Here is a 13,004-nt window from a genome sequence, read left to right on the forward strand (position 1 = left end):
TGACGATTGCCTGTTGCCGGGTACTGCGATTCGATTCTTCCGAGGAGTCGGATGCGAGAAACACGCGGTGCGTTCCTCCGATTTGTTACAACGTTGTAATAGTGATATATTCAACGTTGTAAATTACTGGAACAACGGATTGAAAAGGACTAGACATGGCTGTTTACAACAATCCGATCGTGCTTCAGCGCGCAGATCCTTGGGTCCTCAAAGTTGACGGCGAGTACTACTTCACTGGCTCCGACCCGGAATACAACTGCATCGCCATTCGTCACGCATCGAATATCAACGACCTGCAGAAGGCCCCTGAAACGGTGGTGTGGCGCAAGCATGAATCCGGCCCTGCGAGCATCTACATCTGGGCTCCGGAACTGCACCGCATCAACGGCGCTTGGTACATCTACTTCGCAGGCGCCGCAACGGATTTCGAGGCTTCCGGACTGCCGACGCATCGTATGTTTGTGCTGGAGAACACCGATGACGACCCCACCACCGACAACTGGGTGGAGAAGGGCCAGATCGTCACTCCGATCGACTCCTTCGCGCTCGACGCCACCACCGAGGTGATCGACGGCGTGCAGTACCTGGTGTGGGCTCAGAAAGATCCCGCGATCGAAGGCAATTCCAACCTGTATATCGCCAAGATGGCCAACCCGTGGACGCTGGAAAGCGAGCCGGTCATGCTCACCAAGCCGGAATACGACTGGGAATGCATCGACTTCCTCGTCAACGAAGGCCCGGCCTTCCTGTTCCACGAGAACAAGATCTACATCACGTATTCCGCCTCCGGAACCGGTGTGCCGTATGCCGTTGGCCTGCTCACCGCCGAGCGCGGCAGCGACCTGCTGAACAAGGATTCCTGGACCAAGAGCCCGGTACCGGTGTTCAAGACCTGCGCCGAAAACGGTCAGTATGGCCCCGGCCACAACTCGTTCACCAAGTCTGAGGACGATTCTGAGGATCTGATGATCTACCATTGCCGCAACTATACGAAAATCAAGGGCGATCCGCTGTTCGACCCGAATCGTCACGCCCGCGTCGGCGTGGTCAAGTGGACGGAGAACGGTCCCGACTTCGGCGTGCCGGAACCCGACAATCTGTGGACCCCGACCACCACGGACGTGTTGCCGGCCGATGGCGGCGCTCTTGCGGGAACCCCGGCCGCGACCCGCTGAAAGAGCGGTCGGAGGGGTGGCTCCAACGTAGGCATGCCGCCTTCGTTGGCGTGTTATCGTTTGTACAACGATGGAAAAAGATATATAATCAAAATCACAACGTTGCAAATGAGCAGGGAGGCTCAATCGAGAAGGATTCTTCCCATTCGAATTGCAACGAGGAGCGGTCCAGTGATGGGCTGTTGAGGAAAAGGAAGGAAACACAATGTCTATATCCAGGCATCTTACCGGGTTGCGGCGCTTCGCTAAGGCTGCCGTAGCCGTGTGTGCGTCACTTGGACTTGTGCTTGCCGCCGGAGGCTGCGGTGCCTCTTCGGGCGAAAGCAAGACCATTTACTTCTGGAACAACCTGGTGGGAGATGACGGTCCTGCGATGCAGCGCATCGTCAAGGAATACAACGCACAGAGCGATTACAAGGTCGTCTTCCAGCCGATGAACGGCGGCGATCTGACCACGAAGATCTATTCTGTGATGCAGACCGGCAAGAACATCCCCGACATCATTATCGGCGATCAGTTCCAGACTGCCGTCCTGCAGTCCCAAGGTCTGCTCAACACCATGGACGATTGGCAGAAGGTCGCTCCGGACCTCAAGGAGAGCAGCTTCCTGCCCGCCACTTGGAAGGGCGTCACCGTCAATGGCAAGGCCTATGGCATCCCGCTGTACCTGTACCAGATGGCCATCTACTACAACAAGGATTTGGTCAAGAAGTGCAACCTGCAGTACATCCTCGACGATGGATTCGTCACCATCGACGAGATCAAGGACCTCAAAGGCAAGCTGCCTGAAGGCACCTACGCCCTGACCTACGGCAACCTTCCGTGGGCCTTCATGTCTCTGCTGTACGGCGCGGGCGGCACGCTTGAGAACGATATGGACGACCTGACCAAGGACGTGTGGCGCAAGCCCATGGAGAAGCTCAAGGAAGCGTACGACGCCGGTGTGATCGCCCCGATGGATGTCGACGGCGAGCAGGCATTCGGTTCCGGCAAGGCCGTGTTCGCACAGCTCGGCACTTGGGCGCAGGGTAACATGTCCAACACCTTGGGCGCCGACAAGATCGCGGAAGCCAACACTTTGCAGTACAGCGCCGACAATCCGGTGAACTTCTTCTATCAGTGCAACTGGATGCAGTTGAAGGATCCGCACCGCTCCGCGGCGAAGTCCGCGGCGGCCGCCGATTTCGTCAAGTACGTGTACGAGCACTGGATGGATTGGTCGGAAGTTGGCTCCATCTCGCCGGCGTACCGTGACCTGAACAATCCGAAGTACCAGAAGCTGATCCAGGCGTCCTTCACCAACAGCAAGAAGGAACGCGACTACATCAAGACCTCCAACTACCTCTACGGAGGCTACGCGACCGCTGGTTGGGGCACATACAACGACATCGTCTACGGCAATGTTGGTCTTGAAGAAGGTCTGAAGACCCTCGACCTCATGGCCCAAGGCCAAATCGAGATTCAGGAGGAATCGTGATGAGCAAGACATCTACGATCGGATCCGCAAAATCATCCATGAAGCGCAGAAACTCCATCTGGCACGCACTGCCGTACATCGCTCCGCATTTCATCATCTTCGCCGTCTTCGGCATCATCCCGATTGTTTTTGGCATCGGACTGGCGTTCACCCGCTGGAACATGGTCGGTTCGCCGAAGTTCGTCGGTCTGCAGAACTTCGCGAAGATCTTCGACCCCAGCACCTACTTCTACTCGATCTTCTGGCGCGACCTCGGCCACACCCTGCTCTTCGTGGTGATCAGCGTTCCGCTGACCATCATCGTGCCGCTGCTGCTCGCCGTGGCACTCAGCAAGAAGGGACTCAAGGGCGCCGGCCTGTTCCAGGCGATCTTCTACATCCCGGGCCTGATCTCCATCGCCGCCGGCGCACTTGTTTGGCGCATGGTCTTCAACTCCCAGTTCGGTCTGCTGAACACCACCTTCCACACCGACATCAACTGGCTTGGCAAGAATCCGTACGCATGGATCACCATCTTCGTGCTCGTGCTATGGGCCGGCATCGGCGGCAACCTCGTCATCTACCGTTCCGCGCTTTCCGGCGTGGATGAAAGTCTCTACGAAGCCGCGAAGGTCGACGGAGCCGGTCCGGTCAGGATCTTCTTCTCCATTACCCTGCCGGAAATCAAGCTGCCGTTGTTCTACACCACCATCATGACCACCACGGGCGCCTTCAACGTGTGGGGCCAGCCGGTCATGCTGACCAACGGCGGACCGAACTACCAGACCCAGGTACTGCTGATGGATATCAGGAACCTCGCGTTCCCCGCCGGCCCTGCGGCTGCCGGCATGGCTTCCGCAATGGCATTGCTGCTGGGCATCATCCTGATGGCCATCGCCGCAATCCAGCTGATCTTCATGAATAAGGAGGACTAAAAGATGTCCGCTGCAACTACAGTCAATGTCGCAAGCGCGGCAATTCCTGAAAACAAAACCAAGAAGGTCTCCCCATCGCTGATCGCCGTCTACGTGGTGCTCGTCGTGCTGGCGGTCGTCTGGCTGCTCCCTGTGATCTACACCGTGACGACCTCGTTCAAGTCGGTGGCCGAATTCACCTCCAACGCGTTCAACTTCCTGCCCGCGAAGTGGGTGCTTGACAACTACATGACGCTGATCGAGGCATCCGCCAGCTACCCGGTCCTGAACTGGCTGGGCAACTCGCTGATCATCTCGACCGTGTTCGCGGTGCTGTCCGTGTGCATCGTCGCGCTTGCAGGCTTCGGCTATTCCCGTCTGAACTTCAAGTACCGCGATACGCTGTTCTTCGTTCTGCTGCTCATCTCGATGTTCCCTGCCGTGGTCAACATGATCCCGCAGTACCGCATCATTGCCTCGCTGGGCTGGGTCAATACCTACTGGGCCTGCATTATCCCTGGCTTGGGCAACGTGGCGAACATCTTCCTGGTGCGCAACTTCATGAAGGGCATTCCGAAGGAACTGGATGAGGCTGCCGAAATCGATGGTGCCACCGATTTCCAGATCTTCACCCGCATCATGCTGCCGGCCATCCGCCCGATTCTGATCGTCATCTTCCTGTTCAGCTTCACCGGCGCTTGGAACGACTTCCTGTGGCCGACCTTGGTGTTCAACGACATCAATAAGATGCCGGTCACCGCTGGTCTGCAGCTGCTGAGCAACCAGATGGGCCAGTACAACCAGATGGGCTCTCTGATGGCGGCCACCTGCATGGCCATCATTCCGACCCTGCTGCTCTTCCTGTTCGCGCAGAAGTACTTCCTGCAGTCCCTGAACATCACCTCCGGCCTTAAGGGCTGATACCGGCTGAATGAGATAATTCAAAGGCCCGTCCCGCAATGGGGCGGGTCTTTGATCCTTATCTTTCCCGAGCTACGTATCGCGCATTGGATGAGGCCACACCACGGAAAGGACCGATATGAATCCGCAAAGCAACACCATGCAGTCGCCGGCACCACTGGCTCGCAAGGCGGAACGGGTGCTGATGACCATTGCCGCCGCCTATAACGTGATCATGGCGTCCATCACGCTGTTCATGTTCACCAGCTGGTTCAAAGGCCAGGCCTACGATCTGCTGGAACGTAACGGCCTGCTGAAAACGGACTATTCCGCGGTGGACAACGCCTCGACGGTGGTAGGCATTTATGCGCTGTTGGTGCTGATCGTCGGCATCGTCAGTTTCATCATGTCCATGCGGTGCTTCGCTCCTGGCACCACCAGCCGGTGGGTGATCATCTGGCTGGCGATCGTGGTGGTCTTCTCCCTGGGCACGATGGACCTCATCGGACTCGCGCTGTACTCCATCACCCTGGTCATCTATCTGGCCCGCAACAAGGCTATCGCGGCGCAACAGGATGCGATCCGCGCATGGGCCCGCACGCATCAGGGCTGATTCCTCCTTCCCGAACAAAGCTGTCGCTCTCGTGGCGGCGGCTTTTTCGTATCCGCGCATCCTGACGCGGCACATCATCGAACACAATCACTCATCCAATCCATTCATCCACAACCACAAGGTGAGACCATGACCGACTCAACCGACGACTACGGCTACCTGCTCGTCCACTTCATCGAGGATTCGGACGGCTATGCTGAGAAGATTTACATGGATATATCCGACGGCGACAATCCCCATCGTTGGATTCCGCTCAACGGCGGGCGACCGGTACTGACATCGGATATCGGTACTACCGGTGTGCGCGATCCGCATATCATCCGCAATCCGCAAACCGGCATGTGGTATATCATCGCGACCGATTTGCGCGTATTCGGTGGTGACAACGGCGGATGGTACGAATGGTCTCATCATGCGAGCACGAATCTGATCGTCTGGCAATCGCCAGATCTGCTGCATTGGGAAGGCCCTCGCATGCTGGACGTCTCCCAGCGCGCCGACGGCACGCATATGCAACTTGGCATGGCATGGGCCTGCGAATGCCTGTGGGTGCCGGACTATTATCCGGAGGAATATGAAGGCGATTGCGGCGCATTCGTAATGTACTGGTCCAGCACCGTATTCGACGATGCGGATACGGCGCATGATGATAATTCTGTGACCAGTTCCGTGCTGTGGGGCGCGACCACCGACTTCACACAGGATACGTTCGAATTCGGCGGCGTGCTGATCGACACCGGTGGCGATTCCATCGACACCACCATGGTGCAGCGTCCATTGCCGGACGGCGGACTGCGCACGTATCGCATCACCAAAGACAATTCCTTCGGCAACGGCATTTGGATGGACTACACCGATGCGCGGCGCTGGTGGGAATCCGACACGCAATGGCATGTCATGCAACGTCATATCGGTGCGAATTATGTGGAAGACGGCAATCCCGGCGGTGTGGAAGGTCCCGCGGTATTCGCTAACCATCACAACAACGGTGGGCCGGACGACGAATGGTATCTGTTCGTGGACGTCATACCGTCAATCGGCTACAAGCCCATGAGCACGAAGGATCTTGACGCCGGCTGGCATCCGCTAAACGCCGCGGATTATTTCCTCTCGCCGCACACCAAGCATGGCGGCGTCGCCTCGCTGACTCGCGAGGAATACGAGCGTCTCATCCAAGTTCTCTGATTCGTAAAGCCCCTCTAATTCGTTAAAACCACGCGGTTTTAACGCTTGATGGTCCCTAGACACGCAATCCCCGTACTGCTTCCATTTTCGCCCTTTTTCGGGCCACGAAAATGGAATAGCAGTACGGGGATTACGGTTTTCAGACTTTAGGACTGGGACTCGGAACTCAGCCGAAATCTACTGCGTATTTCCGTTGGTTCCGGTCTGGCCGTTGGATTCGCTGGTGGAGCCTCCGCCGCTAGTATCGCCGCCGGCTCCGCCGGAATTGTCTCCGCTACCGTCTCCGCTGTTGCTGCCGTTGCTGACGGTTCCGCCGGTTCCGGAATTGTCTCCGTCTCCGTTACCGCCGCTGTTCTGATCGCTGTTCTGCGTCGGATCAGGCGTGGTCTGCTCGGTGTTCTCCTCGACCTTCGGCGTCTCCTGATTCTGCCGTGTCTCGGTCTTCTGCGCGCCGGTGCCCCATGTGCCGTCCGGGCCGCCGATTTTGCCGTTGTCGGTTGGCTCGGTGAAGGTCATCACCTCCTGATTCTGCAGGGCGAGTGACATGAACTCCTCGAACAGATGCGACGGATAGCCGGTGGAGGAAACGCCATAGCCTGCGAACGGTGGCACTTCCTGCGCGCTGCCGTCTTCCGCAGGATTCCAAATGGCCCACACATTGAGCAGTTGCGGCGTATAGCCTACGAATGAGGCGGCCTTCTCATCGTTTGCGGTGCCGGACTTGCCGGCCACCTGGCGTCCGAGACGTGCCGAAACACCGGCCGCGGTGCCGTACGTGGTGGTGCCCTGCATGGCCTTCTGCACCAAGTGGCAATCGTTTGCGTCGAATACCTGCTGGTTCTCCTGCGTCGTCTTGTACAGTTCCTTCGAACCGTCGGACGTGAGCACCTTGTCGACGATGTGCAACGTGTTTTTCACACCATCGTTGGCAATGGTGGAGTGGCCCTGAGCCAGATCCCATACGGTAATGCCGTTGATGCCCAGAATGTTGTAGGTGGTGTCTTCGGCAATGTCTCCCTCAATGCCCGCCTGATGCGCTATTTTGGCGAGATTCGCGGCGCCGAGATGCCTGTTGACATCCATGAACACGGTGTTCACCGAATTCGCGGTCGCCTGATAGAGGTTGATATACCCCCAGTTGGTGTTCAGTGCGTTCGGCACCTGCGCGGTGGTTCCCGGAGTCGTCTCAAACGTCAGGCCGGAATTACCGTTGAACAACGTGTTGAAATTCACACCCTCCTGAGCGGCTCCCAGCAAACCGAACGGCTTCATCGTGGAACCCGGCTCGAATGTGGCCTGTGTGGCGTTGTTGAGCTGCTTGGTGAGGTAATCGTTGCCTGCATACATGGCCTTGACGGAACCGGTTTTCGGATCGACCGCAATGCCGCCCACCTGGATGCTTTCCGGCATGCCTTCCGGCCGGGTGTCGCCGACCTGTTGGATCTCGTCCTGCATGCCCTTGTCAAGCGTGGTGACAATCTTGTAGCCGCCGGTTTCCAAATCATCGGCGGTGAACGCTTTGGAATTGACCAGTTCGTTCTTCACTGTGGTCAGCAGATACCCATTGGCGCCCGCCATCTGGTTGTTCTGCTGGATTTCCGACACGGCGGGGAACTGCGCTTCCGTCTTTTCCTTGGCGGTGATGTAGCCATCTTCCTTCATGATGTTGAGCACGCGGTCATATCGTTTTTCAGCCTGCTTAGGGTTGACGGCCGGATCCCATGAGCTCGGCGCCGGAATGATACCGGCCAACATGGCGGATTCCGACAAGGTCAGATCGCTGGCGTTCTTGTTGAAATACGCCTTCGCCGCCGCCTGAATGCCATACGCGCCACGACCAAGGTAAATCGTGTTCATGTAATTGCACAGCACCTGGCTTTTATCTTGTGCCTGCGCGATCTTGATGGCCAGGAACGCTTCTCTCAGCTTGCCGGAATACGACGTGGTCTCGCCCAAATAGTAGCGTTCCGCATACTGTTGGGTGATGGTCGAACCACCTTGCCTGCTGCCGGTGGTCAAGTTCGTATACAGTGCTCGCGCGATGCCATACAGGTCGATGCCCTTGTTGGTGTAGAAGGATCGGTCTTCCGATGCGACGATCGCGTTGCCCACGTAATCAGGCAGTACCGCGCAGTCGATGATTTCGCGGTTTTGCTCCGCGTAGCTGCCGATTTCCGTAGTGCCGTCGGCATAGTAGACGGTTGTTTTTTCGGCGAGGGCAAACTTCTCCGGTTCGGGGATTTCCGTGGTGATATACATGTAGGCGAACAGGCCGATTCCTGCCGCGAGCAGTGCCGCGAAGATGCCGAGTACCCACTTCAGTACGAGATGCTTGCGTTTGTTCTGCTTTTTCTTAGGTCCGTTGGCGCGGTGCGATCCATGGTTCTGCGGCTTGGGCGCGCTATGGAATGCGTTGCTGCGATTGCTGCTGGCGCCGCCGTTGCGGGCGCTTCTTGAGCGTGAGCTTACGCTTCGTGTGTGTGAAACCATAGCTTCCACCGTAGCTGATTGACTTGAGAAATCAGGTGGAAATAGGTGCGTTTGCCTTGGCGGGGGCATTTTTTGCGCAGCTCTTTTACAAATCGACAGTTTGCAGGATGTTGCCTCAATATCGGCTGATTTTCAGGGTTTTGTCAGTTTTTCAGGTGCCTTTTCGCTGTTTCGCAGGTATGCTTGAGAATTGGTACCTGTAACGCATACACATATACAGAGGAGTCGTTTACAGATGAGCATTCGTGTGGCTATCGCCGGCGTTGGCAATTGCGCTTCGTCGCTGGTGCAGGGCGTTGAATACTACAAAGACACGAAGGACGAGGATAAGATTCCCGGTCTGATGCACAACAATTTCGGCGGATACCGCGTGCGTGACATTGAATTCGTCACCGCGTTCGACGTGGATGCGCTGAAGGTCGGCAAGGACTTGTCCGAAGCCATCGAGGCGTCGCAGAACAACACGATCAAGTTTGCCGACGTGCCGAACCTAGGCGTTGAGGTGCTGCGCGGCCCGACCAACGATGGTTTGGGCGAGTACTACCGTCAGATGATCGAAGAGTCTGACGCCGAGCCGGTTGACGTGGCCCAGGTGCTGCGCGACAAGAAGGTAGATGTGCTTGTTTCTTACTTGCCGGTCGGTTCCGAGCGGGCCGACAAGGCGTACGCCCAGGCCGCCATGGATGCCGGATGCGCGTTCGTGAACTGTCTGCCGGTGTTCATCGCCTCCGATCCGGAGTGGGCTCAGAAGTTCCGTGATGCCGGCGTGCCGATCGTCGGTGACGACATCAAGTCCCAGGTCGGCGCCACGATCACGCATCGCGTGCTCGCCCGCCTGTTCGAAGATCGTGGCGTGCGCCTGGACCGCACGTACCAGCTTAATGTGGGCGGCAACATGGACTTCATGAACATGCTGCAGCGTTCGCGCCTGGAATCCAAGAAGATTTCCAAGACTCGCGCCGTCACTTCCGTGGTGCCGCACGATATGGACCCGCACAATGTGCATATCGGTCCGTCCGATTACGTGGCATGGCTGGACGACCGCAAGTTCGCGTTCGTGCGTCTTGAGGGTACCACGTTCGGCGATGTGCCTCTGAGCTTGGAATACAAGCTGCAGGTGTGGGATTCCCCGAATTCCGCCGGTATTGTGATCGATGCCGTGCGTGCCGCCAAGATCGCGCTCGACCGTCATCTGGCCGGCCCGATTCTGGCTCCGAGCTCCTATTTCATGAAGTCGCCGGCCGTGCAGCATGAGGATGGCGAGGCCCGCCGCTTGGTGGAGGAGTTCATCAAGGGCGAGGTTGAAGGCAGCGAAGAGCAGCTTGACGCCGATGTCGCCGCCGCCAAGGCAGCTGGTAAGGATGTGTGGCGTGCCTGATTTTTGGTTCGCCTGATATGAGGAATCCCCAATCTACCGTCGGTGGATTGGGGATTTTTAATTACGATTTGGAAACGATGCGTATTGTCACTTCTTGAGGAGTGGTTCGACCTGTTCCTCGTACGCGGTCAACGCGGTGTCGATCACGTTGTGCATGTCGTAGTACTTGTACGTGCCCAAACGGCCGCCGAACACCGTCTTCGGCTCGGCCTTCGCGAGCTCCTCGTACCTCGCGTACAGCGCCTTGTCGGCCTCGGTGTTGATCGGATAGTACGGCTCGTCGCCGCGCTCGGCGAAACGGCTGTATTCCTCCCACACCACGGTCCTGTCGGGATTCTGCGAGGCGGCGCGTTCCGGATTGAAGTTCTTGAACTCGATCGCGCGCGTGTACGGCACGTCCGCGTCGGAGAAGTTCATCACCGGGCAGCCGAAATGGTCGCCCTCGTCGTAGCGGACCTCCTTGAAGTCGACCGTGCGCCACTTGAGCTCGCCCAGCGAGTAGTCGAAGTAGCGGTCGACCGGACCCGTGTACACCACCGGCACGCCGGCCGCGGCCAAAGCCTTCTTGTTGTACGGCTGGGACTCGTCGAAGAAATCGGTCTCCAGGGTCACGTGGATGCGCGGATCGTCGATCATGCGCTCCATCCAGGCGGTGTAGCCGTCGGCCGGCAGGCCCTCCCACGTGTCCTTGAAATAGCGGTTGTCGTAGTTGAAGCGCACCGGCAGGCGGTTGATGATGCCCGCGGGCAGGTCCTTCGGGTCGGTCTGCCACTGCTTGCCCGTGTAGTTCTTGATGAACGCCTCGTACAGGGGGCGGCCGATCAGCGAGATGCCCTTGTCGTTGAGGTTCTGAGGGTCCTTGCCGGCCAGCTCGCCGGCCTGCTCGGCCACGAGCGCCTTGGCTTCGGCGGGCGTGTAGTGCGCGCGGAAGAACTGGTTGATGGTGCCCAGGTTGATCGGCAGGGGGTAGACCTCGCCGTCGTGCGTGGCATACACGCGGTGCACGTAGTCGGTGAACGAGGTGAACCTGTTCACATAGTCCCACACGCGCTGATTGGACGTGTGGAACAGGTGGGCGCCGTACTTGTGGATCTCCGCGCCGGTCTCCTCGTCCATGTAGCTGTACGCGTTGCCGCCGATGTGGTCGCGCACGTCGATGATCTCCACGCGCACGCCGAGCCTTTCCACGGCCTGCTGGGCCACGGTCAGGCCGAACAGGCCCGCGCCCACGACCACCAGATCGGGATACTCCACCGCTTCAGTCATAAGAACAACCTTCCGAACTTAAAACAAACACACAATATTCGTGTGCGATTCCTCATCAAGCATACCCGTCCATCCTCCTCAACATGGGGTGCAGCATTTTTGACGTTCGATTTTTTCGTATGGCGATGCCTGCATGGCGACCTGTGGCATGGCCTACGTGGGTTTCCGGCGCGGTTCGGTCCGGGCATGGTGTACACTGGTCTTTGCCTCCGCGTGGCGGTACGTCACCCAACTCCCCCAGGGCAGGAATGCAGCAAGGGTAAGTGGCCTCTTCCGGGTGCGTGGAGGTTTTCTTATATCTTCTTGCCATTCCTGCATACCGTAGAGCCGATGTCGTATTCTCAATGATTATGACCGACGAATTCAAGCCAATCATCCGAGACCCGCATAAGTCCGCGAATATGTTGGAGCAGCCGGTCGCGCCCGTTCCTGCACCGCAGCCGCCATCGTCGCAGACAGCTTCCCAACAATCATCGCCGCAGTCCGCGCCGATTCCCGCGCAACCCGCGTCGGATCAACAATCCTCGCAGTCTTGGCAAAAACTGGAATTTTCCGACACTGCGCAGGTTGCATCAGCCGCACCGGTCTCGCCGATTGCGCAAGCCGGCCAAGTCGATCCGATCGAACAGGTGCTTTCCCCACGTGAAGTGAACGCAGGACTCGCCAAAGTCGATCCGCTGACCCGTCGCCCGCGCGTATCGAGCATCGTGCTCAGCGTGGCGTTCGGTCTGCTGCTGCTTGCCGCCGCAGCGGGCGTCTGGTGGTTGGGCGTGCGCACGATGGAAGGCCAAAGCTATGAGGATATGGTCTGGTCGAAATTCGACGCGGCCCTGCCGGGATGGCTGGAACCGGTCGTGCATGTCTTCACCATTTCCACCGTTGTAGTCGCAACAAGCGTGATTATGTCGATAATCGCCCTCGTCGTGCTCATCGTAAGAAAACGATGGCTGTTGATCGCGCAACTGGCGGCATTCGGCGGAATCTGCTTTGCCGCGGCGGAGTTGCTGAAGCCGCTGCTGCCACGTCCGTACCTGATTAATCTGGAATCAAATCCCAATAATTCCGCGCCTTCCGGGCATGTCATACTCGCTGCGACGGCGGGGGCGATCCTGTTGTGCGCCGTGCCTCGCATGTGCCGTGCATTGGTTGCGGTGATTGGTTGGGCGTACGCGGTGCTTGTCGGATTGTCTGTGATCGCGGGGCAGTGGCACCGCCCGACTGACGTGATCATGGCACTGCTGATCGTCGGCGGAGTGGGCATGCTCATGCTCGCCGCAACGTTTGCGAACGGTATGGATGAGCCCGGATCGCGTGCGTCGTCGCCTTCCGTGCAGATTGTCGGCAGCGTGTTGCTGACGTTCGGCGTGCTTGGAACCCTGTATGGCGCGTACATTATTTGGCAGATTCAGCCGGGACTTGCGATGAGTGCGGAATGGACGAATTCCGGTGCGCATCTTTCCACGGTGATTTTGACTGCTTCCATCGCGTCGCTGGTGTTCGGCCTGGTGCTGGCTATGCGTCAGCTAACCGCCTCGCCACTGACGAAACTTGGGCTGGTGGGGGCTCCTCCGGCACCGCCGAAACGCTGACGTCCATACCTGCGAGTGCACCGAAATTTTACGGTGAA

10 protein-coding genes and 1 other RNA gene are annotated in these 13,004 nt (G+C 58.1%); 9 read left to right on the top strand and 2 right to left on the bottom strand.

The genetic code is table 11. From position 1 onward, the window contains the following. Window positions 1-155: 155 nt before the first annotated feature. The 6 genes from WMO36_RS03780 to WMO36_RS03805 all read left to right on the top strand — a co-directional run bounded on the left by WMO36_RS03780 (window position 156) and on the right by WMO36_RS03805 (window position 6,243). Window positions 156-1,175, top strand: a complete 1,020-nt coding sequence (locus tag WMO36_RS03780; RefSeq protein ID WP_349076854.1) for a glycoside hydrolase family 43 protein — start codon at window positions 156-158, stop codon at window positions 1,173-1,175. Window positions 1,176-1,380: 205 nt separating this feature from the next. Then, window positions 1,381-2,652: an ABC transporter substrate-binding protein gene (locus WMO36_RS03785; RefSeq protein ID WP_349076855.1), complete on the top strand. Its 1,272-nt coding sequence runs from the start codon at window positions 1,381-1,383 to the stop codon at window positions 2,650-2,652. Then, window positions 2,652-3,566: a carbohydrate ABC transporter permease gene (locus WMO36_RS03790; RefSeq protein ID WP_349076857.1), complete on the top strand. Its 915-nt coding sequence runs from the start codon at window positions 2,652-2,654 to the stop codon at window positions 3,564-3,566. Before WMO36_RS03785 ends, WMO36_RS03790 begins: the two co-directional genes overlap by 1 nt. A 3-nt stretch (window positions 3,567-3,569) precedes the next feature. Beyond that, window positions 3,570-4,466 carry a carbohydrate ABC transporter permease gene (locus WMO36_RS03795; protein ID WP_003807524.1) on the top strand — a complete coding sequence of 299 codons (897 nt, stop codon included), beginning with the start codon at window positions 3,570-3,572 and terminating at the stop codon, window positions 4,464-4,466. A 118-nt stretch (window positions 4,467-4,584) separates the two neighbouring features. Next, on the top strand, window positions 4,585-5,058 hold the full coding sequence (locus tag WMO36_RS03800) for a hypothetical protein (RefSeq protein ID WP_349076859.1): 474 nt from the start codon (window positions 4,585-4,587) through the stop codon (window positions 5,056-5,058). Between the two features lie 129 nt (window positions 5,059-5,187). Then, window positions 5,188-6,243 (top strand): glycoside hydrolase family 43 protein, encoded by a 1,056-nt coding sequence (locus WMO36_RS03805; protein ID WP_349076860.1) that lies wholly within the window; start codon window positions 5,188-5,190, stop codon window positions 6,241-6,243. Window positions 6,244-6,420: 177 nt separating this feature from the next. Here WMO36_RS03805 and WMO36_RS03810 read toward each other — a convergent pair whose 3' ends face one another. After that, on the bottom strand, window positions 6,421-8,733 hold the full coding sequence (locus tag WMO36_RS03810; protein WP_250779515.1) for a transglycosylase domain-containing protein: 2,313 nt from the start codon (window positions 8,731-8,733) through the stop codon (window positions 6,421-6,423). Between the two features lie 235 nt (window positions 8,734-8,968). Between WMO36_RS03810 and WMO36_RS03815 the strand changes: the two genes are divergently transcribed. Further along, window positions 8,969-10,111, top strand: coding sequence for an inositol-3-phosphate synthase (locus tag WMO36_RS03815; protein WP_144171115.1), 1,143 nt, complete (start codon window positions 8,969-8,971; stop codon window positions 10,109-10,111). A gap of 87 nt (window positions 10,112-10,198) precedes the next feature. Here the strand turns inward: WMO36_RS03815 and glf are convergent, their stop codons facing one another. Next, entirely contained in the window at window positions 10,199-11,377 is a 1,179-nt protein-coding gene (glf, locus tag WMO36_RS03820; protein ID WP_250779516.1) for a UDP-galactopyranose mutase, read from the bottom strand. A 200-nt stretch (window positions 11,378-11,577) separates the two neighbouring features. On the opposite strand from glf, the gene ffs reads away from it, so the two are divergent. Both ffs and WMO36_RS03830 read left to right on the top strand, forming a co-directional pair. Continuing rightward, window positions 11,578-11,674, top strand: an RNA gene (gene ffs / locus WMO36_RS03825) — signal recognition particle sRNA small type. Window positions 11,675-11,727: 53 nt separating this feature from the next. Further along, window positions 11,728-12,966, top strand: a complete 1,239-nt coding sequence (locus WMO36_RS03830) for a phosphatase PAP2 family protein (RefSeq protein ID WP_144164523.1) — start codon at window positions 11,728-11,730, stop codon at window positions 12,964-12,966. The last annotated feature ends 38 nt before the right edge of the window (window positions 12,967-13,004 follow it).

It is taken from the genome of Bifidobacterium hominis (genome assembly GCF_040095915.1).
GTDB lineage: Bacteria > Actinomycetota > Actinomycetes > Actinomycetales > Bifidobacteriaceae > Bifidobacterium > Bifidobacterium hominis.